The following is a 26,499-nucleotide window of genomic DNA, read 5'->3' as shown; positions in this document are numbered from 1 at the left end:
CACACCGCGCATCGTTCAACGGCGGCGCATGACAAACATGGTGCTTGCCCGCGCCGCACAAGTACAGTCACCTGTATTAATAGTCAGTATCAGGTCAACGCGGTCATCACCGCTTTGCGGTACGCCGGGCGCTGTTGCAGGCGTTGGTACCAAGCCTCCAGGTGGGGCATGGCCGGGCGTTCGATGGGCATTTCAAACCAGGCGTAAACAAAGCAGCCCAAGGGGATATCGCCCATGCCGATGGCGTCGCCCGACAGGTAGGGCTGTTCGGCGAGCGCCTTCTCCACGGTGCCGAGTGCATCGATGCAGGCCTGGCGCCCGGCGTTGATGCTGTCCCAGTTCTGTTTTTCCGCCGGGGTGCGTACCACGCCCCAGAACACCGCCTTGAACGGCTCGGCGAGGGTCGAGGTGGTCCAGTCCATCCATTTTTCGGCACTGGCCCGCGCCTTCACGTCGCTCGGGTACCAGTTCGACGCCTGCTTGGCGCAGAGGTAACGCACGATGGTGTTGGATTCCCACAGCACAAAGTCGCCGTCTTCGATCATCGGCACCCGGCCGTTCGGGTTCAATGCGCGGTATTGCGGCGTGTCCACCACGCCAAACGCCCCGCCCGCATCGATGGCCTCATAGTCCAGGCCGAGTTCCTCGGCGCACCACAGGACTTTCCTGACGTTCGATGAATTTTTACGCCCCCAGATCTTCAGCATGACCGCGCCTTATTGTTGATGAACATGGCTTGATGAACGCAGCAGCATACGCCGGTTCACGGGCGGCTTAAATCGCCCTGCATGTCACCCAGCACGCTCGGCATCTGCTCGCCAAACAGGTGCGGGTAACATTTCTCCAGGTGGGCAAAGAAGAAATCTTCGGGCACATCCGCAAATTGCCCATGGTCCACCAGGTACTCCATCGAGCGCTTGCCCTGGCGATTGAAGGCGTGGAACACACTGTCGTTGATCCCATCGAAAGCCAGCGGCGGCACATCGAACAGCTCGCACAATTGCTGGTTGAACGCCGGCGTGGCTTTGACCCAGCGCCCGTTCAGGTACAACTCGGTATAACCGTGCATGGCGAACACATCGCTTTTGAGCAGCGCGATCAGGCGTGGCGTCGACAGGTGATTGCGCACATCCGCCAGGCCGATGCGCGCCGCAATCCCGCAGTGCCGTGCGCAGGCGGCGAGCAAGGTGGCCTTGGGCACGCAGTAGCTCTGGCCGGCAGCCAGGGCGAAGCTGGCGTTCAGGGTATTGGGGTCGCGGCTGAAGGTATAGGGGTTGTAGCGCACCGCCTCACGCACGGCGTAATAAAGACTGACTGCCTGGTCACCTGAATCCGCGCTGGAACCGCGATGTTTTTCGGCGAACTCCACCACCGCAGGGTGGTCACTATCGATGAAGCGGCTGGGATTCAGGTACGTTTCCATGGGTTTGATCTCCGGGGGAAGCCTGGAGTCTAACGACAGGTCCGCCACAGCGATAACGACGATTCGGCCAAATGTCGGCGCCTGGTGATCGGTGATCCCAAGGTGCTTCCAGTACAACTCGCCACACCCTGATCACCGCGCTTTCTCGGATGCCGACTAAGCTCAACGGTGGTTTCGCCCCTGGTTTCACGGAGGATTGAATATGTTGTTGTTGTGGATACTGGTTCTGGTGGTCGGCATTGCCTACCTGGCACACCGCCGCACCGCGCCCCTGCCCGCCCTGGGCGTGGTCGCCGTTTACCTGCTGGCGATGGGCGCCTGGAGCCACGCACCGGGTTGGCTGCTGCTGATCTGCTGGGTGTTGATTGCCATCGTGGCCGCGCCGCTGCTGCTGCCCGACCTGCGCCGCGAATACGTCACCAAGCCGCTGTTCAGTTGGTTTCAGAAGGTCTTGCCGCCAATGTCCGAGACCGAGCGCGATGCCATCGACGCCGGCACCGTCTGGTGGGACGGCGAGCTGTTCAGCGGCCGCCCCGACTGGAACACGTTGCTCGCCTACCCCAAGGCACGCCTGACCGAAGAAGAGCAGGCGTTCATCGATGGGCCGACCGAAGAACTGTGCGCGATGGTCAGCGACTGGCAAATCGGCCAGGCCATGGACCTGCCACCCGCCGCCTGGGAACACATCAAGACCCATGGTTTCTTCGCCCTGATCATTCCCAAGGAGTACGGCGGCAAAGGCTTCTCCGCCTATGCCCACTCCCAGGTGGCGATGAAACTCGCGACCCGCAGCGGCGACCTGGCGTCCACCGTGATGGTCCCCAACTCCCTCGGCCCGGCCGAGCTGCTGCTGCATTACGGCACCGATGAACAACGCAACCACTACCTGCCGCGCCTGGCCCGTGGCGACGATATTCCCTGCTTCGCCCTGACCGGCCCGCTGGCCGGCTCCGACGCCGGCGCCATGCCCGACACCGGGGTGATCTGCAAAGGTCAATGGCAAGGCGAGGAAACCCTCGGCCTGCGCCTGAACTGGGAAAAACGCTACATCACCCTGGGCCCGGTCGCGACCCTGCTCGGCCTGGCGTTCAAGGCACATGACCCGGACCACTTGCTGGGCGAAGAAGAAGACCTGGGCATCAGCCTCGCGTTGATTCCCACCGATACGCCGGGCGTTGACATCGGTCGTCGTCACCTGCCGCTGGGCGCCGCGTTCATGAACGGGCCCAACTCCGGCAAGGACGTGTTCATCCCCCTGGACTACCTGATCGGTGGCCAGGACATGCTCGGCAAGGGCTGGATGATGCTGATGAACTGCCTGTCGGTGGGCCGCTCGATTTCCCTGCCGGCGGTCGGCACCGGCGCAGCCAAGTTCACCAGCCTGGTGACCGGCCAATACGCCCAGGTGCGCGAGCAGTTCAACGTGCCGCTGGCGGCCTTCGAAGGTATCCAGGAAGCCCTCGCCCGCATCGGCGGCAACGCCTGGCTGATGGACAGCGCGCGCATGCTCACCGCCAACGCGGTGGACCTCGGCGAAAAACCCTCGGTGCTGTCGGCGATCCTCAAGTACCACCTGACCGAGCGCGGCCGCGAATGCATCAGCCACGCCATGGATGTCCACGGCGGCAAGGGCATCATCATGGGCCCGAACAACTACCTGGGCCGCAGTTGGCAAGGCGCGCCGATCTTCATCACGGTGGAAGGCGCAAATATCCTGTCGCGCAACCTGATGATCTTTGGCCAGGGCGCGATCCGTTGCCACCCCTTCGTACTCAAGGAAATGGCCCTGGCCGGCCGCGAAGACCACGACCAGGCGCTCAAGGAATTCGATAGCCTGCTGATGCAGCACATCGGCTTTGCCGTGAGCAACGCCGCCAGCACCCTGGTGCTCAACCTGGGTCTCGGCCACTTCGAAAAAGCCCCCGGCAACCGCTTGAGCCAGGCTTACTTCCGCGCGCTGAACCGCCAAGCTGCGGCGTTCGCCCTGCTCGCCGACCTGAGCATGATGCTGCTGGGCGGCGAGTTGAAACGCCGCGAACGCCTGTCGGCACGCCTGGGCGATGTGCTGAGCCATATGTACCTGGCTTCGGCGGCGCTCAAGCGTTATCACGACCTGGATTCGCCGGACCACCTGGAACCGCTGTTCACCTGGGCCATGGAAGAAAGCCTGGGCGAAGCCGAACGCGCGCTGGATGAACTGCTGAGCAACTTCCCGAACAAGCTGCTCGGTTGCCTGCTGCGGGTCATCGTGTTCCCGTTCGGCCGTCGCCATACCGGCCCGTCCGATGCGCTGGATGCCGAAGTGGCCGCGGTGATCGGTCGCGCCAAGGGCGATCCGACCCTCGAAGAACTGCTGGCTGGCTGCTACCGCCCGCAATCGGCGCAAGACCCGGTGGGCGCCCTGCAACATGCCTGCGACCTGCTCGCCGCCAGCCATCCGCTGCAGAAAAAACTGCATGCGGCCCTCAAAAGCGGCCAGGTCAAACCGGCTGCCGGCGAACCGGCCATCGACGCCGCACTGCACGCCGGGGTGCTGCAACCGGCCGAGGCGCAAACCCTGCGTGAAGCCGAAGCGGCACGGCGCAAGGTGATCGACGTGGATGATTTCAGCAAGGAAGAACTGGCCCAGGCCGCGGGTAAAGTCCGCTGATCCCCCAGGCCATATAATTACGGGCGCTTGAGCTATATACTCTCGCGCCCGTTTTTGCTTTGAGGACTTATCTCGTGTCCAACGTCGTTGCCGATCATCTCGTCTTGCTCGACCACCTGCGCAGCATCCTGGTTGCCGTCGGCGAAGCCGAACAGGTGCCCGAGGAAAGCCACCTGCTGTTCCTGGAGCGTTTCGATGAACTGCGCGCCCTGCTGCCGATCGATCCGATCGAAAGCCAGTACCTGGGCCAGGACATGATGAGCCAGGTCATCCTGCGTTACCCGCAAATCGCCCATCTGGTGCCACGCGACCTGCTGTGGTTCTTCGGCGGCGATTGCCTGCACTTCATGCCCGATGAAGAACTGGACCTGTACCAGGCCCTGGAAGAGCGTCGCTTTGAAGCCGAACAGAACGACGAACCGTTCGACTGGAACCAGGAAAAACAGCTGCTGGCGATGCCGCAGGACCAGAGTAAGCACTGATCATTCAATGTGGGAGGGGGCTTGCCCCCGATGGCGGTGTGTCAGCCAATACATGCATGATTGATCCACCGCTATCGGGGGCAAGCCCCCTCCCACACTACCGAGAGCCAGTACCTGGGTCAGGACATGATGAGCCAGGTCATCCTGCGTTACCCGCAAATCGCCCATCTGGTGCCACGCGACCTGCTGTGGTTCTTCGGCGGCGATTGCCTGCACTTCATGCCCGATGAAGAACTGGACCTGTACCAGGCCCTGGAAGAGCGTCGCTTTGAAGCCGAACAGAACGACGAGCCGTTCGACTGGAACCAGGAAAAACAGCTGCTGGCGATGCCGCAGGACCAGAGCAAGCACTGATCATTCAATGTGGGAGGGGGCTTGCCCCCGATGGCGGTGTGTCAGCCAATACATGCATGACTGATCCACCGCTATCGGGGGCAAGCCCCCTCCCACACTACCGAGAGCCAGTACCTGGGCCAGGACATGATGAGCCAGGTCATCCTGCGTTACCCGCAAATCGCCCATCTGGTGCCACGCGACCTACTGTGGTTCTTCGGCGGCGATTGCCTGCACTTCATGCCCGATGAAGAACTGGACCTGTACCAGGCCCTGGAAGAGCGTCGCTTTGAAGCCGAACAGAACGACGAGCCGTTCGACTGGAACCAGGAAAAACAGCTGCTGGCGATGCCGCAGGACCAGAGCAAGCACTGATCATTCAATGTGGGAGGGGGCTTGCCCCCGATGGCGGTGTGTCAGCCAATACATGCATGACTGATCCACCGCTATCGGGGGCAAGCCCCCTCCCACACTACCGAGAGCCAGTACCTGGGCCAGGACATGATGAGCCAGGTCATCCTGCGTTACCCGCAAATCGCCCATCTGGTGCCACGCGACCTACTGTGGTTCTTCGGCGGCGATTGCCTGCACTTCATGCCAGACGAAGAACTGGACCTGTACCAGGCCCTGGAAGAGCGTCGCTTTGAAGCCGAACAGAACGATGAACCGTTCGACTGGAACCAGGAAAAACAGCTGCTGGCGATGCCGCAGGACCAGAGCAAGCACTGACCACTCAATGTGGGAGGGGGCTTGCCCCCGATGGCGGTGTGTCAGCCAATACATGCATGACTGATCCACCACTATCGGGGGCAAGCCCCCTCCCACACTACCCTCGGCGCAGCGTCGGCTCGGTGGCCATGCACGCCACCAGGTAATCAATGAACACCCGCACCTTCGGCGGCAGGTACCGCGTCGGCGAGTGCAGCAGCCAGGCCTCGCCATGGTAGGACGCAATAAAGTCCCACTCAGGCAACACCTGCACCAGGCGCCCCTCATCCAACGCATGCCGCGCAGTGAAATACGGCAAGCTGCCAATCCCCACATGCTGCAACACCGCATCCAGGCGCACGCCGGTGTGGTTCGCCGCATACCGCCCCCGCACGCCCACCGTGACCGCCTTGCCCGCCCGGCGAAACTTCCAGCGCGAGTCCCCCGGGGTTTCGCCCAGGTAGATGCAGCTGTGCGCCAGCAGATCATGGGGATGACTCGGCGTGCCGTGCTCGGCCAGGTACTGCGGCGTCGCGCACAACACGTGTTCGATGGGCAGTAATTGCCGCCCCACCAGGCCCGGCGGCGGGCTGTCGGTGATACGGATACTCAGGTCGACGTTGTCATCGATCAGGTCCACCTGCCGGTCCTCGAGGATCAGTTGCACATCGACCTTGGGATAGCGCCGCAGAAATTCCGGCATATACGGATGCACCACGAACCGCCCCACCGCCTTGGGCACGCTGACCCGCACCAGGCCCTCGGCTTCGTGGGTGAACTGGCCGCTGATTTCCATCACCGAGCGCGCCGCGTTGACCATCTCCTGGCAACGCTTGAACACCTCTTCGCCGCCCTCGCTCAAACGCAGTTTGCGCGTGGTGCGTTGCAGCAGGCGCGTGGCCAACGCCTGTTCGAGACGCGAGATGCTGCGGCTCACCGCCGAAGGCGACACGCTCAGTTGTCGCGCTGCCGCAGAAAAACTGCCGGCTTCCACCACTTTGACGAAAATCGCCATTTCACCCAGCAGCGGCAAAGGAAGATTGATGCTCATGACGCACAAGTCCATTGATAATTGAACGGATTATCACCCATCTGCGCACTATTTATACTGCCCGCAGAACCTTGATGCGGATGTAGACGATGACCGAGCGCCTGTTTTTCACCCACGACCACCTGACCGCCGAGCTTGAAGTGCTGAGCTGCACCGCCCACGAAGAGCAGTTTGCGGTCACGCTGCAGTCGACGATTTTCCACCCCCAGGGCGGCGGCCAGCCATTCGACACCGGCTGGCTGGGCGACAGCCGGGTGCTGCGGGTGACCCAGGAGGCGGAGCGCGTGGTGCATTACCTCGACCAGCCCGTAGAACCGGGCCCGATCAACGCACGGGTCGATGCACCACGCCGTGCCTTGCACACCCGCCTGCATTCCGCCGGACACTTGATCGGCAACGCCGGCGAGGCGTTGGGCTGGATGCCGATCAAGGCTCACCACTGGCCGGGCGAAGGCAAGATCACCTTTATCCGCGGCGAAAGCGCACAAGCCATGGAGGCCGACACGCTTCAACAACAACTCGACCACTGGATCGCCGCCGACTACCCGCGCCAGATGCGCCTGGAAGACGGCATCCGCGAAGTCGGCTTCGGCGAGTTGCCCGCGTATGCCTGTGGTGGCACGCATGTGCAGGCATTAGGCGAATTGGGCCAGGTGACGATCCTGGCCGTGTCGGAGAAAAAGGGCACGCTGTCGGTGCGCTACAGCCTGGATTAAACCGCGATCGCCCCGGCCCGTCCCGGTTCCACCACGAACGACTTGAGCGTCGACACCGTGGCGGCCGGGTCACGCGGATCGGTAATCACACGAAAGTGCGTGAGCATGCGCTGGGCATCCAGCGTCACCGATACATACCCGCGCTGGCGGCTGTCGAAAAACTTCACATGGGGATTCTGCGGCAGCATCTGGGTGAAGGCGTCGTAAGGCGGCCCATCGGAGGTCACCGAGGTGCCGACGAACTCGGTGGCGAGCACGGGCGAGTCCGGGTTGTTGGCATCGGCATGCAAATCGGTGGCCCAGAATGAATGTATATCGCCGCCCCAGAACACCGGGTTGTTGAGCTGGTGGCGCGCGATGGACGCGAGCATTCGTGAACGGTTCGCCATGTAGCCATCCCAACCATCGGTCCAATGGCCCAGCGTGTGCTGGGTCAGGTCGCGCTGCAGCAGCGGCGCCACCAGCAAGTCCTGGGCGATCACGTTCCATTGCGCTTTCGACTGGGCAAACCCTTGGTCCAGCCAGGCCTCCTGCTGCCAACCGAGCATGGTGCGAGCGGGGTCGCGCAAGTCGCTGCAGGTGTTGGCGGCGATGTGGCCCTGATGGCTGCCGTTGGTCTGAATGCACGGTTGCTCGGAGCGATACTGTCGACCGTCGAGCACATGGAAACGTGCCAGGCGGCCGTAGTCCAGGCGCCGATAAACGCGCATATCCGGCCCGTTGGGCAGGCTGCTCACGCGCAGCGGCATATGCTCATAATAGGCCTGATACGCCGCCGCCCGCTGCTTGAGAAACTGCGCCACGGCAACCTTCGGGTCCTGGGACCAGCGGCTGGCATAGTCGTTCTGCACCTCGTGATCGTCCCAGGTCGCCACGCTGGGCGCCGCCGCGTGCAAGGCCTGGAGATCCGGATCGGTCTTGTACAGCGCATAGCGGTTGCGATAGTCGCTCAGGGTCAGCGCGTTGCCGCTGCCGTGGGAACGAATGACTTTTCCCGAGTCGGCCGCGTAGGAACTGTCGTAGATATAGTCACCGAGGAAAAACACCAGGTCCGGCTGCTCCGCCGCCAGGTGACGATAGGCACTGAAGTACCCGCGTTCCCAGTGGGAGCACGACACGAACCCCAAGCGCGCCGTCGCCAGGGCATGCAAAGCCGGCGCGGTACGCGACTGCCCCACCGCGCTCTGCGCCCCCAACCCTTCGAACTGATACCAATACGGCCTGCCGGCTTCCAGCCCCGCGACTTCCACATGCACGGAGTGGGCAAAGCGCTCACTCGCCATCACCTCACCCTGCCTCACAATGCGCGTCATCCCCGCATCGCTGGCGACCCGCCAACGCACCGGCACCGCACGCGCCAACCCGCCGCGACCGTCCGCCGCATTGAACAACGGCGCCAGGCGCGTCCAGATCACGAAACCATCCGGCAACGGATCACCCGAGGCCACGCCCAACGTGAACGGATAATCGATCCCCGCACTGCGGGCAAACGGGCTGAGGATCGAAAAGGTGGTGGCCAGCGCCAGCCCGGCCAGCACCCGGCGCCGATCATGGTCAACCGCGCGACTCACGCCAGGCGCTCCCAGTCATTGCGCACGGTCGCAAACCCGAGCAAGTCCTCATACACCCCATTCTTGAGAAACGCGGCGCGCATACAGCCTTCGTACAGCAGGCCGATTTTCTCCATGACCCGCGCCGACTCCTTGTTGCGGCCAAAGCATTGGCTGCCCACTCGGTACAGGCCCAGTTCGGTGAACCCGAAGTCCATCACCGCACGCGCCGCCTCGGCCGCATAGCCTTGGTTGCGACAGTGCGCCGCCACCCATCCACCCAGGTGCCCGTAGTGGTGACGCGCATTGAGACGCAGACTGACGATACCGATCAATTCGCCGGTTTCGCGCAGGTGCATGCCCAGGCTCAACAGATCGCCGGCGCGGTATTTGTCTTGCATCTCGTCAATAAACGTCCGGGCCGTTTCCAGGGTATAGGGCGATGGAATGTTGGCCGTGTTGTCAGCAATCTTCGGCCCGTTGGCGAGGCTGGAAAGTACCGCGGCCTGGTCGCTTTCCAGCGCCCGCAACAGTAAACGCGAAGTCAACAAATGCGGCAATGACTGACTCATACAAGACGGCTCTCGGTGTAAATTTTTCGAGAATGTACCCCCGGCGTTTCAGTTTCATTACGTCGTGAAATTGACCGGAAACCAATCTGTAAGACACGTCCTAGACACGTCAAAACGTAAATTAAAGTTAACCGTTCGGTCATTTTCCGTTGTTAGCGTGTCGCCCCTAATTCAATAACGGGGTAGCGGAATGAGAACCTGGGATGAACCGAAAAAACGCAAGGCACACATCGAACTGATCCCGATGATCGACGTGATGATGTTCCTCCTGGTGTTTTTCGTACTCGTGAGTCTGAACGTGATTCCGGCACTCGGCATGAAGACTCAACTGCCCAGCGCCAGCAGTTCGCAGCAGCTCAAGCCGCAGAACAAATTCATCCTCACCCTGGGCCTGGAAGGCCAGTTGCAACTGGACGGCAAGGACCTCACGGTCGACGCTCTGGTACCGGCGCTGAAGGCGGCGGAAAAGCCGGATACCAAGTCGACGATCATCGTCAACAGCGACAAGGGCGTGGAGGTTTCGCGCCTGGTGGAGGTGATGGACACCCTACGTCTGGGTGGCTTTACCTCCGTGTCCATCGCCACGCGTAAGTCCTGATCATGTACGTCCTGTTTCGCGCGCGTCGGCTGCTGGGAAGTGTCCCGGCCCTGATCGCCCTGGTGCTGATTGCACTGGGTATCCAGTCCCAGACGTTGAAGGTCGAGCCGGTGTACGACGAGTCGGCGGTCGAGTTGGCATTGGTCGAGCCGGAGCCCGAGGTGGTGCCGCCACCCGTGGTGGAACAAACACCGCCACCGCCGGTGATCGAGGACGAAGAGGCCGAGCCGGCCCCTCCACCACCGCCCCCGCCACCGCCCAAGCCGTTGCCGAAACCTGAACCCAAGCCCAAGCCGGTGCCCAAGCCCGTGGTCGCCAAACCCACGCCGCCGCCGCCCCCGGTGGCGGCCAAACCCGCGCCTGCGGCGGTCGCCCAGGCTGCGCCGACTCCGGCCCCGCCCGCACCGCCCAAGGTCGACGGCCAGGCCCTGGAGGGCGGTTACCTCAAGGGTTTGCGTAACGAGCTGGACACTTACAAGCAATACCCCACAGGACGCCAGGCCTCCCTCGAACGCCCAAGTGGCGACGTGGTGGTCTGGCTGCTGGTGGACCGCCAGGGTCGGGTACTCGACTCCGGCGTGCAGACCCCGGCCTCGAGCATGTTGCTCAACCGGGCCGCCGCCAACAGCCTGCGGCGTATCAAGCAGGTCAAGCCGTTCCCCGAGCAAGCCTTCGGGGGGCGCAACGAGCAGCGCTTCACTGCCACCTTCAACTACAGCGTGCAATAAGCACCCGACACTAGGATGACACTGATGAGGTTCACACGGATTCATCTGGCACTCGTTGCCGCGAGCATGGGGCATGGCATGGTCATGGCCGACACCGGCGACAGCGACGTCGGCACCATCGGCGTACAGGGCAAGGCCACTGCCGGTGGCGGCTACATGGTGCAGGAAGAAAGCATCAAGGGGCGCTCCACGATAACCAAGGAAGCGCTGGATAAACAAACCGCCACCGGCAACGCCATCGACAAGCTCAAGTACACCCCGGGCCTGAACATCTCCAGCGAAGATGCCACCGGCCTGTCGGGCTTTCGCTTCACCATGCGCGGGCTTAACTCCGACCAGGTGGGGATGTCGGTGGACGGCATGCCGATCAACGACTCCGGCAACTACGCGCTGTACTCCAACCTGTTGGGCGACCCGGAAAACATCGACCAGATTTTCGTCACCCAAGGCTCGTCGGAGGCCGACGGCCCGCACATCGGTTCCAGCGGCGGCAACATCGGTATCGTGACCATTCGCCCCACCAAGGAAACCGGGGCCTTCGTCAAACAGACCATCGGCAGCAACGCCACCCGCAAGACCTTTGCCCGGCTCAACACCGGCGAGGTCAACGGCCTGAGCAACTGGCTGTCGGCGTCCCATACCGAAGGGCAGATGTGGCGCGGCTCGGGCGCCGTGCGTGCGGACAAGGTCGAGTGGAACAGCTTCTTCGACGCCGGCAACGGCAACACCGCCAACCTGATCCTCAAGTACCACGAGCAGGACAACAACAGCTACAGCCAACTGACCAAATCGCAGTTCCAGCAGAACGGCCGCAAGTTCGACCCCTACCCCGCCACACCGACGGTCGGCAGCAACGGCAAGCTCAACAGCTACTACGCCCTCGCGCAGAACCCGTTCCAGACCTTTACCGGCGTACTCAATACCCAGTTCAAACTGGCCGACAACCTGGCCCTGTCGGTGATCCCGTATTACTACTGGGGTAACGGCAGCGGCGTCGGTTCGTCGAGCTACGCGCTGAACCGCGGCTCGAACGCAGGCGGCGTCTTCGACCTGGGCAACTTGCCCACCGCCGCTCAATACAATGCCGACGGCTCCTCCACCACCGGCGTGTACTACCGCCCCTCCCGCACCCAGACCTGGCGCCCCGGCATTACCACCAAACTGAACTGGGACCTGGGCGATCACAGCCTGCAATTCGGCTACTGGTACGAGCGCGCGCGCCAAAGCCAGACCCAACCGTTCATCGCACTCAAGAGCAACGGCAAGCCTACCGACACCTGGCCGGACGGCACTTCCGTGGTCGATGCGAACGGCAACACCGTGCAGGGTCGCGACCGCTTCACCATCACGCCGGCGCAGAAAGTCTGGGCTCAGGACACCTGGTACATCAACCCGGACTGGACCCTGGTGGCCGGCCTGGCCTACATGAACGTCAAGCGCGACGGCACCAACAACGGCAGCCTCACCGAGCAGCCGGAAAAACGTCACCAGACCTACAACAAGCTGCTGCCCAACGCCGGCCTCAAGTACCAGCTCGACGAACGCGACCAGTTGTTCTACAGCCTGTCGCGCAACATGCGTATCCCGCAGAACTACGTGCTGTACGACAAGGGCGTGGACTCGATCAACTCCAAGCCGGAAACCAGCTGGAACCATGAGTTGGGCTGGCGCTTCACCGGCGACGACATGACCGTGGCCGCCACCTTGTTCTACATGCAGTTCAAGGATCGCCAGGTTTCGTCCAAGGACATCAACGGCGACTTCGCCGACATCAACGCCGGATCGGTCAACAACAGCGGCCTGGAGCTGGAATGGAGCGGCCTGCTGCCCCACCACTTCAACTACTACACCTCCTACACCTATACCAAGGCCGAGCAACAGGACGACTTGACCGTGTACAACGCGGGCAAAGCCATCCTGTTGCCCACCAGCGGCAAGCAGTTCGCCAACGTGCCGAAAAACATGCTGGCCGCCAACATCGGGTATGACGACGGGCGCTTCTACGGCACCTTCGGCGGCAAATACACCAGCAAGCTCTATGGCGACCTGACCAACGACGAAGCCATCTCCGGCCGCACCGTGTTCAACGCCGGCGCCGGTATCTACCTGCCGGTGGACAAGAAAGTGGTGAAGGACGCAACCCTGCGCCTGAACGTCGACAACCTGTTCGACAAGAAGTACCTGGACGGCGTGTACACCACCAAGACCAACGCGGCCAGCTACAGCGGTTTCCGCGACGGCGACCCGGCCTACATCGTCGGCCTGGAACGCACCGTGACGGTGTCCCTGGAAGCCAATTTCTAACTGCGAGGTAATCGAACATGGACATGAACCTGCTCCACGACATCACCTTCTATGTGATGTACGCCGCGATGGCCATCGCCATCTTCATCGCCATCGAGCGCGGTATTTACTTCGCCTATGTGCGCCGCCAGGCCCGTGCCTTGACCGAGGTGCTGGGCGCCCACGTACACAGCGAACGTGACCTGCCGGAAAGCCTGAGCCGCCGCGACAGCCTGCCGCTGAACATGGTGATGCCGGTGCTGGCACAGAAAGCCTCGCAGGGTTCGCGCAAGGACCTGGACGATGTGATCGAAACCCAGTACCTGACCACCCGCGCCCCGCTGGCCCGCAGCCTGTGGATCATCGAAACCATCACCACCGCCGCGCCGTTGCTGGGCTTGCTCGGCACCATCCTCGGCATCATCGACACCTTCAAGGCGTTGGCCAGCGCGGGGGTGTCCGACCCTGGGCAGATTTCCGGCGGTATCGGCACCGCGTTGTTCGCGACGGGCCTGGGGATCGCCATCGCGCTGTTCTGCGTGGTGTTCCACAACTTCTTCCAGGACAGCCTGGAACGCATCAACGATCAGTTGAAGATCCTGCTGATCCGCGCTGCCACCGGGGCCCGCGTGCAGGGCGAAGTGCCGCACCTGGTGCCCGCCTCGTTGCAAAGCCGCACGGCATGACTGTCAGGGCGGGCGCGTGAGGCGCCCGCCCTGTCTTTTTCCCTGACGAGATGCCTATGTCCCTATCGATGAAATGCCGTATCGCCGGCCTCGCCGGCTTGCTGCTCAGTCCGCTGGCCCAGGCGGACTTTTCAATTCCGGGGTTTGAACTGGTACACACCGTGCCGCTGGACACCGACCTGGCGAGCGCCGATCTACGCCAGCCGGGCCCGGTATGGATCGAGCTGTTCGACGGCGCCAAAAGCACGATCGACATCGGCCAGTTTTATGCCGCCGACCATCCAGGCTCGGTACTGGAGCGGGTGATCGAGCGCCTGGAAGCCGCCGGTAAACGTGGCGTGAAAATTCGTTTCCTGCTGGAGGAAAAAGGCATTCGCCTATCAGAAGCCTCCACCCTGGAACGCCTGCGCGCGATTCCCAACCTGACCTTGCGCGTGCTGCCCTACGCGCAACTGAGTGGCGGCATCATCCACGCCAAATACATGGTGGTGGATGGGCAGCAGGCGTTTGTCGGCAGCCAGAATTTCGACTGGCGGTCCCTGGAACATATCCACGAAACCGGGCTGCGCATCACCGACGCTACGGTAGTCGGCCAGGTCCAGGCGATTTTCGATCAGGACTGGCAAGCCCAGGCGGCGCTGAGCGCACACAGCCCGGTGCCGCTGCCGATGGCCGGCCAGGCGCCTGCGCGCAGCGGCAATTACCTGGTGGCTAGCCCGCAACGCTACAACCCGCCCGGGGTGGGCGACTCCCAACTCGAACTGCCGCGCCTGCTCGGCGAAGCCAAGCACGAAGTGCGCGTGCAACTGCTGGACTACGCGCCGCTGTCCTACGGCCCGGATAAAACCCGGCCCTACTATGCGGTGATCGACAACGCGGTGCGTGCCGCCGCCGCACGCGGGGTGTCGATCAAGCTGATGGTGTCCAACTGGAACACCGATGCGCTGGAACTGCCCTATTTGAAAAGCCTCGCAGTGCTGCCCAACGTGCAGATCAAGATCGTCACCCTGCCCCAGGCCAAGCAAGGGTTTATCCCCTACGCACGGGTGATCCACAGCAAGACCCTGGAGATCGACGGGCAAGTGGCCTGGGTCGGCACCAGCAATTGGCTGGGCGGTTATCTGGATAATTCGCGCAACCTGGAGGTGGTCATGCGCAGCGAAGCGATGGCCAAGCGTATAGGCCAATTGCACGAGCAGTTGTGGGATGGGCCCTACGCCAAAGCACTGGACGTAACGGCCGATTACCCTGCGCCCCACCCTGGCCAACCTTGACCTGAACACGATTCAACGCCCGCGCGCACAGGGATGTACACTCCGACGCGGGGGCGTTTGACTGAGAAATTTCCTACGCCAAGGTCTGCCATTCTCAGTCCCTGTGGTGGTAGTGTGTGGAAATATTTCTGACTTAATGATCAGAAATCTCCCACTCACTACCAGCAAAGGAATGCGTCCCGCCATGTACTTTCCACTCAAGCAATTGGCTGCCGCCAGCGTGTTCGCCGCGAGCCTTTCGACCCTCGTCAGCCCGGCTTTCGCCAACATCACCCCACAGCAGAGCACGGCGATTCTGAAGGACTTCAGCGCAACCTCGATCACTGACTTCAACAGTTTCCTCGGCACCCTGGCTCAGGGCGAGCTGGGCAAAACCAGCGATACGGGGCCGGCGATCAGCGCCTTTCTCGAGCACAAACCCCTGAGCGCCGAGCAACAGAACGAAATCAATCGCCTGCTGGGCATTTATGCGCGGCTGAAATACGCCAAGGCCGCCACCGAGACCCTGCGCGAGCTGGTGGAAATTCCGACGTTCAACGTCGACGGCGTGCCGCAGTACAAAAACCCGCAATTCCTCAAGATCGCCGACAAGCTGCAGGGCCTGGCGAAATCCTTCAACCTGAACTTCCGTAACATCGATAACCGCGTGTACGAAATCTCCCTGGAAGGCAGCGGCGATGAAGTGGTGGGCATCCATGCGCATGCGGATGTGGTGCCGGTGACGCCGGAAAACTGGGTGTTGAAAGATGGCACCCGGCTCGATCCGTTCAAGGTCACGCTGATTGGCGACCGCATGTACGGTCGCGGGACTGAAGACGACAAAAATGGCATCGTGGTGGCGATGTACGCCATGAAGGTGATCAAGGAAGAAAAGCTGCCGCTGGCGCGCACGTTCAAGCTGCTGGTGGACACCACCGAGGAAACCTCCGGCGACGCGATCCCCTATTACTTCGAACGCAACCCGACGCCGCCGTACAACCTGGCGCTGGATGGCGGCTACCCGGTGGTCATTGCCGAAAAAGGCTACGGCACGATCATGGCCACCTTCCCACGCCGCACAGGCGAAGGCAAAGGCGCAGAGATCATTGCCATGACCGGCGGCAAGGCCACCAACCAGATTCCCTCGGCGTCGGTCGCCACGTTGCTCAGCGACAAACCCGCCGAGTTGGCGGCCAGCCTGCAAGAGGCCGGTACGCAATACGCCGAGCGCAATGGCGGTGACTTCCAGGTGAGCGCCAAGGTGGTCGGCAAACAGGTGCAGTTGACGGTCACCGGGGTCTCGGCGCATTCGTCCGAACCGGAATCCGGGGTGAACCCGGTCGCGCGCATGCTGGAGCTGATCCACAGCGTCGATGGCAAGATCGCCCTCAAGCACAACCACATCACCGACGCGGCGCGTTATGCCGCCGACAATTGGGGCCTGGATTACCTGGGCGGCAAATTGGGCGTGGGCTTCGCCGATGACTTCATGGGCCCGCTGACCACCTCGCTGACGTTTGTCGACCTCGATGACAAGAGCTTCAAGCTGGCGGTGAACCTGCGCGTGCCCAAGGGTCAGTCGCCGGAGAAACTCAAAGCGCAAATTGCCGACAAGCTCAGCGCCTGGGACAAGAAAACCAAGGTCAACGTGAACTTCACCTACTCGATCGCCGAACCGATGTACCGCAACCCGGAAGGTGAGTGGGTCAAGGCCTTGTTGGCGGTGGCCACGGAAAACCTGGGCATGAAACACGCGTTCGGCACCTCGGCCGGCGCCACCTCCGTGCATGAACTGCCCAACGGCGTGCAGTTCGGCCTGGCACGCCCGGAAGAGAAGTACACCGGGCACACCGACAATGAGTTCAAGACGGTCGAACAGTTCCTCCTCGACCTGCAGATCGTCACCGAAATGATGGCGCGGGTCGGTCAGTTACCGCAGCTCTGAATGCGGCAGGAGCCCGCCGCAATGGCGGGCTTTTTTCAGTTGGCGCAGACACCCTAGACGCTGACGGCGGCCGCCTGCATCGAACCGGTTTCCTGCAGGTTGATGTGCCAGCTCAAGGCCTTGCTCAACACATGCGGCGTATGCCCACCTTTGGCGCACGCGGCCTTGAAGTAGCTGCGCAACGCCTCGCGATAATCCGGGTGTACGCAGTGGTTGATGATCAACTCGGCCCGTTCTTTCGGCGCCAGGCCGCGCAGGTCGGCCAGCCCTTGCTCAGTCACCAGGATATCGACGTCGTGCTCGGTGTGGTCGACATGGCTGACCATCGGCACCACGCGGGAAATCGCACCGTCCTTGGCGATCGACTTGGTCACGAAAATCGACAGCAGCGCATTGCGGGCGAAGTCTCCCGAACCGCCGATGCCATTCATGATCTGCGTGCCACAAACGTGGGTGGAATTGACGTTTCCGTACAGGTCGAACTCCAGCGCGGTGTTGATGGCAATCACGCCTAAGCGTCGAATCACTTCCGGGTGATTGGAGATTTCCTGGGGCCGCAACACCAGGCGGTCGGCGTATTTTCCCAGGTTGCCGAACACCCGCTGGCCGCAGGGGCCGGACAAGGTAATCGAACAGCCGGAGGCAAACTTCAGCTTGCCCGCGTCGAGCAACTCGAAGGTCGAATCCTGCAACACCTCCGAGTACTGCACCAGGTCGGTGAACGGCGCATCGATCAGCCCGCACATGACGGCGTTGGCAATGGAGCCGACGCCGACCTGCAACGGCGCCAGGCTTCTGCCCAAGCGTTTGTGCTCCACTTCCTGTTCGAAAAAAGCCACCAGATGGTCGGCAATCGCCTGGGTTTCATGATCGGGCGGCAGCATCGGAATCGCAGATTCCGGCGTGTCGCAGAGCACGATGGCGACGATCTTGGCAGGGTCAATTTCGATGGCCTGGGTGCCGATGCGATCATCCGCGCGGATGACCGGAATCGGCCCGCGGCCAGGGCGCCCGTGGGGCAGGAAAATATCGTGCATCCCTTCGAAATAGGGGCTGCTGGCCAGGTTCAGCTCAACGATGACCTGCCGTGCCGTCTGGGCGAAACTGGCCGAATTGCCGACCGAAGACGTCGGCACGATATGGCCCTGCTCAGTGATCGCCACCGCTTCAATCACCGCAATATCCGGATTGGGCAGGCTGCCGTCACGCAGTTGTTCGACCACTTCGCTCAGGTGCTGGTCGATAAACACCACACGGCCTTCGTTGATCGCCTTGCGCAGCACCGGGTCGCCTTGAAACGGCATGCGCCGCGCCAGCAGCCCGGCCTCGGCCATCTGCCCATCCAGGCCACGACCGAGGCTCGCGCCGGTGATCAGGTTGATCTTGAGCGGATCCTGCCGCGCTCGTTCGATGAGCGCCAGCGGCACGGCCTTGGCGTCCCCTGCGCCACCGAAACCACTCATGCCCACGGTCATGCCGTCTTGAATGAACGCGGCGGCCTGCGCCGCGCTCATGATTTTTTCGTGCAAGGAATCCAGGCGGATGCGCTGGTGATGCATGGGGTGAACCTCAAAAAAGTTAGGCACAAAAACCAACGCGCTGTCAGAACTGTTCTTCATCCAACGCCATGATGCTCGCGCTCCCAGCGCTGACCGCCGCCAACAATGCGTGTACCCGCGGCAACAATTGCTCCGCGTAGAAGCGTGCGCTGACGCCCTTGGCCTTGAGGAAGGCCGCATCGCCCGTGCCGGCTTCCAACTGCGCATGCGCCTGCAGGGCAGAACGCGCCATGAGCCAGCCGCCCGACAGGTAGCCGAAGAGCATCAGGAAGTTGACGCTGACACTGCCGGCCCAATCCGCATCGTGCTTGGCGTTGTCGAGTAACCGCGACAAGGCCTCGCGCCCGGCGCCGAGCGCAGCGGCCAGTGCCACGGCCTGATAGTCGAGGGCATCGATGTGACGCAGTTGCTCGACGGTTTCATCCATTTCCTCGAGCAGGCTGTTCAGTAACGCGCCTTGGTTCAGCAGGGTCTTGCGCCCCACCAGGTCGAGCGCCTGAATGCCGGTGGTGCCTTCATAAATGGTCAGGATGCGCGCATCGCGATAATGCTGCGCCGCGCCGGTCTCTTCGATGAAGCCCATGCCGCCGTGGATTTGCACGCCGAGGGAGGTGACTTCCTGGGCCAGTTCGGTCAGCCAGCCTTTGACGATCGGGGTAAACACATCGACCCGCCCCTGGTGATGGCGCGCCAGTTCCGGCGTGGGCGCATGCGCGGCACGGTCGACTTCAGCGGCGGCCACCAGCGACAACGCGCGCATCGCTTCGATGGACGCTTTCATCTGCAACAGCATCCGGCGCACATCGGGAAAGTGGATGATCGAGAAACGGCTGCCATCCTTGCGCGTGCCCTGCAGACGGTCCTTGGCGTATTGACGGGCCTGCTGGTAAGCGCGCTCGGCAATCGACAGCCCCTGCAGGCCGACACTCTGGCGGGCGTGGTTCATCATGGTGAACATGCAGGCCAGGCCCATGTGCGGCTCGCCAAGCAGATAACCGACGGCCCCTTCGGGATCGCCGAAATTCATCACGCAGGTCGGGCTGCCATGAATGCCCAGTTTGTGTTCCAGGGAGATGCACTGCACGCGGTTGCGCACACCCGGCTGGCCCTGGGCATCGAGCAGGAACTTGGGCACCACGAACAGAGAAATGCCTTTGACGCCCGCCGGCGCATCCGGCAAGCGTGCCAGGACCAAATGCACGACGTTGTCGGTCATCTGGTGATCGCCCCAGGTGATGAAAATCTTCTGCCCGGTGATCAGATAGTGGTCGCCCTCGGGCACGGCGCGGCTCTTGATGGCCGCCAGATCGGAGCCGGCATCCGGCTCGGTCAGGTTCATCGTCCCGGTCCACTCGCCGCTCACCAGTTTTTCCAGGTAGGCGCCTTGCAGTTCGGCCGAGCCGTGATGGGCGATGGCTTCGATGGCGCCCTGGGTCAACATGGGGCACAAGGCGAACGCCATATTGGCTGAGTGCCAGATCTCATTGACGGCCGTGCCGATCACGTTCGGCAGGTTCTGCCCGCCGTGTTGCTCCGCAGCGGTCAACGAGGGCCAGCCGCCTTCCTGGAATTGCCAATACGCCTCGGCAAAACCCGGTGCCTCTTGCACACCCTGTTCCCCCAGGTGCGTACCTTGGGTATCACCGACCCGGTTGAGCGGCGCCAGCACGCCGGAGCCCAAGCGGCCTGCCTCGCTCAAGATGGCGCTGACCAACTCGCTGTTGACATCCTGAAGCTGGGCGCTCGCGCACAACTGCTCAAATCCGACCAGTTCCTCCAGCACGAATTCGGTGTCGCGGTACGGATGGGCATAACCACTCATTGTTACTTTCCTCATTCACTCGTTAGACAGGCCGCTACACCCTTCGCCCGCTACCCCATGCCGAGTAATTGACCAAAACGGCCATTACCTTAAAAACCCGGGTCGGTAGCAAGCAGGGACGAAGCCAGCAGCGCAAAGCTCTATTCAGCTTCCTCCGATCCAGCCCCGCGTGGCAATTACCAAATCAGTCGAAAAACAGACATAAACGGACAGTCACTTTTGGCTAAACTAACCTCCCCTGCTGCCGGACTCCTGAACGATGGGCATCGAGCGTTATTCCATCTCCATGTACTTCGCCCACATCCTGATGACGGCTGCGCGCCGCCTCGCGCTGGACGAAGAGGTACTGCTCAAGGAAGCCGGCATCAGCCGCAAGCGCCTGGACAACCTGCACCTGCGCATCACCCCCGACCAGTTCAGTCGCTTGATGCAGGCCGTGTGGCGCTTGAGTGATGATGAGTTTTTCGGCGCAGGTTCACAGCGCTGCCCGAAGGGCTGCTTCGCGATAATGGCCAAGCAAGTGATCCACTCGCACAACCTGCATTCGGTGTATTACAAGCTCAGCCATTTCTACAACGTGATGAACGACTCCCTGCACCTGGAACTGAAAGTCGTCGGTGATGAGGCCATGTTTTCCATGACCTTGAGCGACCCGAGCCTGGACCCCGGTTACCTGTTGAGGGGTTTTTTACTCTTGCTCTGGCATCGTTTCCCCAGTTGGCTGATCGGCCAGCGGATCACGCTCAAGCGGGTGACGTTCGACCATCCCGAGCCTGCCCATTCAGCGGAATACCGCTTGATGTTTCCGTGCCCCACGCATTTTGACCAACCCGAGACCTGCCTGGTGTTCGACGCCCGAATGCTCACCGCGCCGCTGGTACAAACCGCGGAAACCCTGGCCTACCACCTGCAGCGCGCACCGGTGGACTGGTTCACCCGCCCCGCCTATTACCCGGTTTACACGCGACGGGTGCTGGACCACCTGGAGAACGTCGGCGATCTCGCCAAGGCCACCATCCAAAGCACCGCCAGTGAGCTGCACCTGACGGAAAGAACACTGCGGCGCAAGCTGCTGGCCGAAGGCAGCAAGTTCCAGAAACTCAAGGACGGGGTACGCCGCGACATGGCCATTCATTACTTGAGCCAGACGTCGATGTCGATCAACCAGACCTCGCAACAGCTGGGTTTCTCGGACCCTTCGGCGTTCACCCGGGCCTTTCGCCAATGGACCGGCGAGTTACCCAGGACTTACCGCGACGCGGCGCTCAACCGAAAATGACTCAGGCGTCCAGGCGCGCAGGCCGCGACACTTTGCCCTGGACCCGCTCGCGGTAACGCCCCGGGCTTTCGCCGGTCCACTTCTTGAACGCGCGATGGAATGCGCTGGGTTCCTGAAAACCGCATTGCGCGGCGATTTCACCGATGCTGGCGCGCGTCTGGCAGAGCAGTTCCAGCGCCAGGCTGCGGCGCACTTCGTCCTTGATCTCCTGAAACGAGCAACCTTCGCGCTCCAATCGGCGGCGCAAGGTGCTGGGGCTCATGTGCAAATCCACGGCCAGATCCTCCAGCGCCGGCCACTGGCTGTAGTGGCTGCCACGCAGGCGTTGGTAGACCTGGGTCGCCATGCCGTCCTGGTTGCGAAAGCGGATCACCAGCCATTGCGGCGCGCTGCGCAGAAACACCTTGAGCGACGCCAGGTCCTGCACCACGGCCAGACGCAGGTAGCTGCTGGCGAACTCGATTTCGGTGCGGGCCGCGCCAAACGTCAGGTTGTAGCCCCACAGCAATTGATCGTCGCTGAGCGGCGCACGCACATGGCGAAAGTCGGCGCGATCGATGGGCACACGGCGTCCGCCCAGCCAGCACAGCAGGCTGATCATCAGCACCAGGAAGGTTTCCTCACCGTAACGCCGGGTGTCCTCATCGCCGCCGCCGACTTGCAGGCTGAGTACCGCGCGCTTGCCATGCACGCTGAGGCTGCCGCGAAAATCGCGCAGGAACAGGGCGAAACTGGCCAGGCACTGGGTGAGCGCCTTGCCCAGGTTCGGCTCCTGGATCAGGCCACGGCAGATCAGGGCGAAACTGCCCGGCGGCATGCCGTGGGAGTCCAGGCGGAAGAACTCGTCGTTCAACTCCCGAATCTGAATCAGCCATAACGCCGCAAACGCGCTGGCCGGCACCCGGGCCTCGGGCTGGGTCAGCAACGCCGGCGCGATGCCCGCTTCGCACAGCACCGCGGCGAGCCGCTCGGGCTGATCGCGCAGCGCATGGATCATGACCTGCACGAAGTAGACGGCAACCGAATCCTTTTCCCGGGTGGGCATCATTCTGAGTTCCTGTAGCGGACACATGGTAAGAAACGCCAATACAACTGACAGGTTTCGGCATAGGCCGCCACATTGTCGGGCCCTAGACTCTCGCCCAATGGACCGTATTGCAAGGCATGTCTGCCGTGCGACGGCAGCGCACAATTGAAGAGAGACTGACGATGAATCTGCAGAATATCGGCGTGATCGGCGCGGGCACCATGGGTAACGGCATCGCCCAGATCTGCGCCGTGGCCGGCATCAACGTGACCTTGCTGGACATTTCCGCCGGCGCCCTGGAAAAAGCCCTGGCCACCGTGGGCAAGAACCTCGATCGCCAAGTCAGCAAGGGCATCCTCAGCGAACCCCAGAAGCATACGGCGCTGGGCAAGATCCGCACCAGCACCGACTACGCCAGCCTGGCGAATGCCCAATGGGTCATCGAGGCCGCCACGGAAAACCTCGAACTGAAGCGACGCGTGCTGCAACAGATCGCCGCTCACGTCGATGAGCAATGCGTGATTGCCTCCAATACGTCTTCGCTGTCCATCACCGAACTGGCGGCCGGGGTTAACGCCCCCGAGCGCTTTATCGGCCTGCATTTTTTCAACCCGGTGCCGGTGATGGGCCTGATCGAAGTGATCCGTGGCCTGCAGACCAGCGACACGACCCACGCCCAGGCCATCGAGCTGGCGCAGCACCTGGGCAAGACTGCGATCACCGCCGGCAACCGCCCGGGTTTCGTGGTCAACCGGATTCTGGTGCCGATGATCAACGAAGCGATCCTGGTGTTCCAGGAAGGCCTGGCCAGCGCCGAAGACATCGACGCCGGCATGTGCCTGGGCTGCAACCAGCCGATCGGCCCGCTGGCCCTGGCCGACCTGATCGGCCTGGACACCTTGCTGGCGATCCTCGAAGCGTTCTACGAGGGCTTCCAGGACAGCAAATACCGCAGCGCGCCGCTGCTCAAGGAAATGGTGGCCGCCGGTTACCTGGGGCGCAAGACCGGGCGCGGCTTCCATACCTATGGCTGAGTATCGCTCGCGCTTGTGCGAACACCGCAACAAGGCCCTGGAGTTGCTCGCCAGTAAAGGCTTCGGTCAAGTCGGCATGCGCGAGCTGGCCAGCAGCCTGGGGTTGACCCCAGGCTCGCTGTACCACCACTACCCCAGCAAGCAGCACCTGCTGCTGGATTGGATCGAAGAGTTCTACGAAGAACTGCTGACCACCCTGGGGCGCGTCGAGCAACGGCCGCGCTCACGCCAGGACAACCTGCAACGGCTGATCCACGCCCACCTGAATTTGCATCGAGAGATGCCATGGCACTTCCGCCTGGTGGAGCGTGATTGCGGCTGCCTCACGGAAGACCAGCAACTGCGGGTCCGGCAGTTGCGCGAACAATACGAGCGCCGACTGCTGCAAATGCTCGGGCGACCGCGGCGGCTGAGTGTCCACGCCCTGCAAGCGGCCGGCCACGCGATCGCCACGCTGCTGAACAATGCGCCGAGCTGGCTGGCCGGGCAGGCGCTGGATGATGCCGAACGCACCGAGTTACTGGAAAACCTGCTGACCGGCGCCATCGAGCGCGTGCTGGCAACAAGGGCCAGCGACCGGCCGAGTCTGCAGATTGCCGTGGCCTGAGGCCTATCAGCGCAATTGCAGGGGGTCCACCAGGCCGGCGGCAATCGCCATCCCCACCAGCTCCGGCAAATGGCTGGCCGCCATGCGCTTCATGACCCGCGCGCGATACAGATCGATGGTCTTGACGCTGACGCCCAACTGCTCGGCGATTTCGCGGTTGGTATAACCCTGCACCAACGGCAGCAATACATCGCGCTCGCGTGGCGTGAGTTGCTGCAGCCGCGCCTGTACCCGCGCCGGCCCTTCACCGAGGCTCTGGCGATGATCGGCCTTGCTCAGGGCCTGCAGGACACTGTCCAGCAGTAACTGTTCGTTGTAGGGCTTCTCGATAAAGTCATGCGCCCCGGCCTTGAACGCGCGGACCACAATCGGCACATCGGCGTGGCCGCTGACGAAAATCACCGGCAGGTGCAAATCACGGCTGCGCATGTGCTCCTGAACATTCAGGCCGCCCATGCCCGGCATGCGCACATCCAGCAGCACACAGGCGTTGAGGCGGCTGTCGCAGGCGTCGAGAAACTCGCGGCCACTGGTAAACGGCAGCGCCTTGAGGCCCACCGACTCCAGCAACCAGACGGTCGAGTCGAGCATCCCCTGGTCGTCATCCACCACATACACCACCTGTTCCGTCACGCTCACCATCGCTTGATTCCTCTTCTTATTGTGGAGCGCCGCTCTGCGCGAGGGTGGGCAAGCGGCAGCACATTTGCAGCCCGACCGGCATCGGTTCGGCCTGCAACTCGCCACCGAAGCCTTCGATAATGCTGCGGCTCATGGACAAGCCCAGGCCCAGGCCATTGACCTTGCTGGTATAGAACGGCGTGAATATCTGTTCCAACTGCGCCGGCGAGACACCGGGGCCCTGATCGCTCACGTCGATCTGCACCCACCCGTCACGCTGCGCCAAGGCACTCATGACAATGAGCGAGGGCTGGCCGGGATGGGCTTCGCGATTCGCCTCGATGGCATTGCGCAGCAGGTTCAGCAGCACCTGTTCCAGCAACACCCGGTCGGCGTAAATCAGCGGCAGATTATCCGGCAGGCGATCCTCGATCGTCACCTGACAATCGCTGGCCTCCCAGGCACACAGGCGCACCGCTTCGCGGGCGACCTCGCCGGGGTTCAGCGCCTCCATGCGGCGGCGCCCCTTGCGCAGAAACGCACGCAAGCGCTTGATCACTTGCGCGGCGTGATTGGCATGCACCGAAATCCGTTCCAGGCCTTGAGCCACCCGTTCGGCCGCCGGCGAATCGCTGCCCATCGCGGCCAGATAACGCTGGCTGGCGTTGGCGTAATTGACCACCGCCGCCAACGGCTGATTCATTTCATGGGCGATACCCGATGCCAGTTCACCCAGGGTCACCACGCGCGCGGTGTGCGCCAGTTCGTCCTGATGATGGCGTTGCTGGGCCTCGCGCAGCTCGCGTTCGGTCAGGGTGGTTTCCTCGGCCTGGACCCTGGCAGTGATGTCGCGGGACACGCTGACCACCTCCACCACCGCGCCGGTGTAGGTCTCGCGGATCGCCCGGCAGGCGGTTTCGAACCACAGGTAATGGCCCTGGCGATGGCGGATGCGATAGGTCATGGTGTAATAACCGTCCTGCTCCAGGCCCTCCCGGGCGCGCCGCACCAACCCCGCCAAGCCCTGCCGATGGAACAGGCGCTGTGCCCGAGTCCCGCGCAATTCCCCCGGCCAATAGCCCAGCAAGGCCCAGGAAGCCGGTGAAGCGTCGAGAAAAGCGCCATCCGGGGTGTGCCGGGAAATCAGGTCGGTGGTGTTTTCGATGATCAGCCGATACAGGCGCCGCGCCTTGGTGGATTCGCGCTCGGCGACAATCTGCGCGCTGGCTTCACGGCAGCGCGCCAGCACGCGGTTTTCACCCGGGTCGGGAATGAACGTCCACACCAGAATGCGCTCGGCGAACTGTGCCTCGACGTTTTCGATCGCCCGCTGCTGCCCCAGGCACGCCTGCACCAGCGGCAAGCAATTGATCGGCAACAGGCTCATACAATCGACCGGGGACAACTGCTCAAGCAACGCCAGCAGCGCCGCGTTGAACTCCAGCGGCCGAGCCTGGGCATCGAGCAGCAGACTCGGCTGCGGGTCATGCCTGAGCAGCGGCGAACCGCCTGTCAAGCGCACGGAGTTGCCGATCATCATAGAGCCTATACAGGGAGGGGAACGTCGAGGTT

Annotated in this window: 22 protein-coding genes and 3 pseudogenes; 15 read left to right on the top strand and 10 right to left on the bottom strand. The window is 62.5% G+C overall.

From position 1 onward, the window contains the following. Positions 1-89 precede the first annotated feature (89 nt). A complete protein-coding gene (locus MOQ67_RS10570; protein WP_017846832.1) occupies positions 90-707 on the bottom strand; it encodes a glutathione S-transferase family protein in 618 nt (205 codons plus the stop codon). A 56-nt stretch (positions 708-763) separates the two neighbouring features. Then, positions 764-1,423, bottom strand: coding sequence for a transglutaminase-like domain-containing protein (locus tag MOQ67_RS10565; RefSeq protein WP_017846831.1), 660 nt, complete (start codon positions 1,421-1,423; stop codon positions 764-766). A gap of 202 nt (positions 1,424-1,625) precedes the next feature. Here MOQ67_RS10565 and MOQ67_RS10560 point away from each other — a divergent pair, with 202 nt between their 5' ends. The 5 genes and pseudogenes from MOQ67_RS10560 to MOQ67_RS10540 form a co-directional block, all read left to right on the top strand. Next, positions 1,626-4,073, top strand: a complete 2,448-nt coding sequence (locus MOQ67_RS10560) for an acyl-CoA dehydrogenase (protein ID WP_177030704.1) — start codon at positions 1,626-1,628, stop codon at positions 4,071-4,073. 74 nt (positions 4,074-4,147) lie between these two features. Beyond that, complete coding sequence (locus tag MOQ67_RS10555; protein ID WP_017846829.1) at positions 4,148-4,555, top strand: PA2817 family protein; 408 nt, start codon at positions 4,148-4,150, stop codon at positions 4,553-4,555. 87 nt (positions 4,556-4,642) lie between these two features. Next, positions 4,643-4,909, top strand: a pseudogene (locus tag MOQ67_RS10550) (PA2817 family protein); the annotation flags it as partial. A gap of 87 nt (positions 4,910-4,996) precedes the next feature. Then, a pseudogene (locus MOQ67_RS10545) lies at positions 4,997-5,263 on the top strand (PA2817 family protein); the annotation flags it as partial. Positions 5,264-5,350: 87 nt separating this feature from the next. After that, positions 5,351-5,617, top strand: a pseudogene (locus MOQ67_RS10540) (PA2817 family protein); the annotation flags it as partial. A gap of 97 nt (positions 5,618-5,714) precedes the next feature. Here MOQ67_RS10540 and MOQ67_RS10535 read toward each other — a convergent pair. Next, positions 5,715-6,647, bottom strand: a complete 933-nt coding sequence (locus MOQ67_RS10535) for a LysR family transcriptional regulator (protein WP_198718820.1) — start codon at positions 6,645-6,647, stop codon at positions 5,715-5,717. 89 nt (positions 6,648-6,736) lie between these two features. Between MOQ67_RS10535 and MOQ67_RS10530 the strand changes: the two genes are divergently transcribed. Then, positions 6,737-7,363: a hypothetical protein gene (locus MOQ67_RS10530; RefSeq protein WP_017846825.1), complete on the top strand. Its 627-nt coding sequence runs from the start codon at positions 6,737-6,739 to the stop codon at positions 7,361-7,363. Here MOQ67_RS10530 and MOQ67_RS10525 read toward each other — a convergent pair. Together MOQ67_RS10525 and MOQ67_RS10520 are read right to left on the bottom strand one after the other, a co-directional pair. Next, positions 7,360-8,934 carry an alkaline phosphatase D family protein gene (locus tag MOQ67_RS10525; RefSeq protein ID WP_198718821.1) on the bottom strand — a complete coding sequence of 525 codons (1,575 nt, stop codon included), beginning with the start codon at positions 8,932-8,934 and terminating at the stop codon, positions 7,360-7,362. The two genes, MOQ67_RS10530 and MOQ67_RS10525, sit on opposite strands and share 4 nt — an antisense overlap. After that, positions 8,931-9,485 carry a GNAT family N-acetyltransferase gene (locus MOQ67_RS10520; RefSeq protein ID WP_193041131.1) on the bottom strand — a complete coding sequence of 185 codons (555 nt, stop codon included), beginning with the start codon at positions 9,483-9,485 and terminating at the stop codon, positions 8,931-8,933. The genes MOQ67_RS10525 and MOQ67_RS10520 overlap by 4 nt, the downstream gene beginning before the upstream one ends. A 190-nt stretch (positions 9,486-9,675) precedes the next feature. Between MOQ67_RS10520 and MOQ67_RS10515 the strand changes: the two genes are divergently transcribed. The 6 genes from MOQ67_RS10515 (at position 9,676) to MOQ67_RS10490 (ending at position 16,978) form a co-directional block, all read left to right on the top strand. Further along, positions 9,676-10,083 carry an ExbD/TolR family protein gene (locus tag MOQ67_RS10515; protein WP_005786670.1) on the top strand — a complete coding sequence of 136 codons (408 nt, stop codon included), beginning with the start codon at positions 9,676-9,678 and terminating at the stop codon, positions 10,081-10,083. Positions 10,084-10,085: 2 nt separating this feature from the next. Beyond that, the gene (locus MOQ67_RS10510) at positions 10,086-10,811 is read left to right on the top strand and encodes an energy transducer TonB family protein (protein ID WP_448675923.1); all 726 of its coding nucleotides are present in this window, start codon (positions 10,086-10,088) and stop codon (positions 10,809-10,811) included. A gap of 24 nt (positions 10,812-10,835) precedes the next feature. Continuing rightward, on the top strand, positions 10,836-13,115 hold the full coding sequence (locus tag MOQ67_RS10505; protein ID WP_198718818.1) for a TonB-dependent receptor: 2,280 nt from the start codon (positions 10,836-10,838) through the stop codon (positions 13,113-13,115). 17 nt (positions 13,116-13,132) lie between these two features. Further along, a complete protein-coding gene (locus tag MOQ67_RS10500) occupies positions 13,133-13,780 on the top strand; it encodes a MotA/TolQ/ExbB proton channel family protein (RefSeq protein WP_102618137.1) in 648 nt (215 codons plus the stop codon). A gap of 56 nt (positions 13,781-13,836) precedes the next feature. Continuing rightward, positions 13,837-15,054 carry a phospholipase D-like domain-containing protein gene (locus MOQ67_RS10495; RefSeq protein ID WP_046384170.1) on the top strand — a complete coding sequence of 406 codons (1,218 nt, stop codon included), beginning with the start codon at positions 13,837-13,839 and terminating at the stop codon, positions 15,052-15,054. A 184-nt stretch (positions 15,055-15,238) separates the two neighbouring features. Beyond that, a complete protein-coding gene (locus MOQ67_RS10490) occupies positions 15,239-16,978 on the top strand; it encodes a dipeptidase (protein WP_198718819.1) in 1,740 nt (579 codons plus the stop codon). Positions 16,979-17,031: 53 nt separating this feature from the next. On the opposite strand, the gene MOQ67_RS10485 is transcribed toward MOQ67_RS10490, so the two are convergent. Together MOQ67_RS10485 and MOQ67_RS10480 are read right to left on the bottom strand one after the other, a co-directional pair. Beyond that, positions 17,032-18,537: an acetyl-CoA hydrolase/transferase family protein gene (locus tag MOQ67_RS10485; protein WP_017846821.1), complete on the bottom strand. Its 1,506-nt coding sequence runs from the start codon at positions 18,535-18,537 to the stop codon at positions 17,032-17,034. Between the two features lie 43 nt (positions 18,538-18,580). Further along, positions 18,581-20,359 (bottom strand): acyl-CoA dehydrogenase, encoded by a 1,779-nt coding sequence (locus MOQ67_RS10480; RefSeq protein ID WP_448675922.1) that lies wholly within the window; start codon positions 20,357-20,359, stop codon positions 18,581-18,583. Positions 20,360-20,618: 259 nt separating this feature from the next. Here MOQ67_RS10480 and MOQ67_RS10475 point away from each other — a divergent pair, with 259 nt between their 5' ends. Continuing rightward, positions 20,619-21,638, top strand: a complete 1,020-nt coding sequence (locus MOQ67_RS10475; RefSeq protein ID WP_104903609.1) for an AraC family transcriptional regulator — start codon at positions 20,619-20,621, stop codon at positions 21,636-21,638. Between the two features lies 1 nt (position 21,639). Here the strand turns inward: MOQ67_RS10475 and MOQ67_RS10470 are convergent, their stop codons facing one another. Next, positions 21,640-22,686, bottom strand: a complete 1,047-nt coding sequence (locus MOQ67_RS10470) for an AraC family transcriptional regulator (RefSeq protein WP_126586555.1) — start codon at positions 22,684-22,686, stop codon at positions 21,640-21,642. A 161-nt stretch (positions 22,687-22,847) separates the two neighbouring features. Here MOQ67_RS10470 and MOQ67_RS10465 point away from each other — a divergent pair, with 161 nt between their 5' ends. Together MOQ67_RS10465 and MOQ67_RS10460 are read left to right on the top strand one after the other, a co-directional pair. After that, positions 22,848-23,699, top strand: coding sequence for a 3-hydroxybutyryl-CoA dehydrogenase (locus MOQ67_RS10465; RefSeq protein WP_017846817.1), 852 nt, complete (start codon positions 22,848-22,850; stop codon positions 23,697-23,699). Next, positions 23,692-24,306 carry a TetR/AcrR family transcriptional regulator gene (locus MOQ67_RS10460; RefSeq protein ID WP_017846816.1) on the top strand — a complete coding sequence of 205 codons (615 nt, stop codon included), beginning with the start codon at positions 23,692-23,694 and terminating at the stop codon, positions 24,304-24,306. Before MOQ67_RS10465 ends, MOQ67_RS10460 begins: the two co-directional genes overlap by 8 nt. A 6-nt stretch (positions 24,307-24,312) precedes the next feature. Here the strand turns inward: MOQ67_RS10460 and MOQ67_RS10455 are convergent, their stop codons facing one another. Both MOQ67_RS10455 and MOQ67_RS10450 read right to left on the bottom strand, forming a co-directional pair. Further along, the gene (locus MOQ67_RS10455; protein ID WP_017846815.1) at positions 24,313-24,948 is read right to left on the bottom strand and encodes a response regulator transcription factor; all 636 of its coding nucleotides are present in this window, start codon (positions 24,946-24,948) and stop codon (positions 24,313-24,315) included. 16 nt (positions 24,949-24,964) lie between these two features. Next, positions 24,965-26,464, bottom strand: a complete 1,500-nt coding sequence (locus tag MOQ67_RS10450; protein ID WP_104903610.1) for a PAS domain-containing sensor histidine kinase — start codon at positions 26,462-26,464, stop codon at positions 24,965-24,967. Positions 26,465-26,499: the final 35 nt, after the last annotated feature.

It is taken from the genome of Pseudomonas sp. LY-1 (genome assembly GCF_053502595.1).
This window is presented reverse-complemented; position numbering and strand designations above follow the sequence as displayed.

Coding starts and splice junctions, on each gene's coding strand:
- MOQ67_RS10570 (WP_017846832.1), bottom strand. CDS start 707: ATGCTGAAGATCTGGGGGCGTAAAAATTCATCGAACGTCAGGAAAGTC.
- MOQ67_RS10565 (WP_017846831.1), bottom strand. CDS start 1,423: ATGGAAACGTACCTGAATCCCAGCCGCTTCATCGATAGTGACCACCCT.
- MOQ67_RS10560 (WP_177030704.1), top strand. CDS start 1,626: ATGTTGTTGTTGTGGATACTGGTTCTGGTGGTCGGCATTGCCTACCTG.
- MOQ67_RS10535 (WP_198718820.1), bottom strand. CDS start 6,647: ATGAGCATCAATCTTCCTTTGCCGCTGCTGGGTGAAATGGCGATTTTC.
- MOQ67_RS10530 (WP_017846825.1), top strand. CDS start 6,737: ATGACCGAGCGCCTGTTTTTCACCCACGACCACCTGACCGCCGAGCTT.
- MOQ67_RS10520 (WP_193041131.1), bottom strand. CDS start 9,485: ATGAGTCAGTCATTGCCGCATTTGTTGACTTCGCGTTTACTGTTGCGG.
- MOQ67_RS10515 (WP_005786670.1), top strand. CDS start 9,676: ATGAGAACCTGGGATGAACCGAAAAAACGCAAGGCACACATCGAACTG.
- MOQ67_RS10510 (WP_448675923.1), top strand. CDS start 10,086: ATGTACGTCCTGTTTCGCGCGCGTCGGCTGCTGGGAAGTGTCCCGGCC.
- MOQ67_RS10505 (WP_198718818.1), top strand. CDS start 10,836: ATGAGGTTCACACGGATTCATCTGGCACTCGTTGCCGCGAGCATGGGG.
- MOQ67_RS10500 (WP_102618137.1), top strand. CDS start 13,133: ATGGACATGAACCTGCTCCACGACATCACCTTCTATGTGATGTACGCC.
- MOQ67_RS10495 (WP_046384170.1), top strand. CDS start 13,837: ATGTCCCTATCGATGAAATGCCGTATCGCCGGCCTCGCCGGCTTGCTG.
- MOQ67_RS10490 (WP_198718819.1), top strand. CDS start 15,239: ATGTACTTTCCACTCAAGCAATTGGCTGCCGCCAGCGTGTTCGCCGCG.
- MOQ67_RS10485 (WP_017846821.1), bottom strand. CDS start 18,537: ATGCATCACCAGCGCATCCGCCTGGATTCCTTGCACGAAAAAATCATG.
- MOQ67_RS10480 (WP_448675922.1), bottom strand. CDS start 20,359: ATGAGTGGTTATGCCCATCCGTACCGCGACACCGAATTCGTGCTGGAG.
- MOQ67_RS10475 (WP_104903609.1), top strand. CDS start 20,619: ATGGGCATCGAGCGTTATTCCATCTCCATGTACTTCGCCCACATCCTG.
- MOQ67_RS10470 (WP_126586555.1), bottom strand. CDS start 22,686: ATGATGCCCACCCGGGAAAAGGATTCGGTTGCCGTCTACTTCGTGCAG.
- MOQ67_RS10465 (WP_017846817.1), top strand. CDS start 22,848: ATGAATCTGCAGAATATCGGCGTGATCGGCGCGGGCACCATGGGTAAC.
- MOQ67_RS10460 (WP_017846816.1), top strand. CDS start 23,692: ATGGCTGAGTATCGCTCGCGCTTGTGCGAACACCGCAACAAGGCCCTG.
- MOQ67_RS10455 (WP_017846815.1), bottom strand. CDS start 24,948: ATGGTGAGCGTGACGGAACAGGTGGTGTATGTGGTGGATGACGACCAG.
- MOQ67_RS10450 (WP_104903610.1), bottom strand. CDS start 26,464: ATGATCGGCAACTCCGTGCGCTTGACAGGCGGTTCGCCGCTGCTCAGG.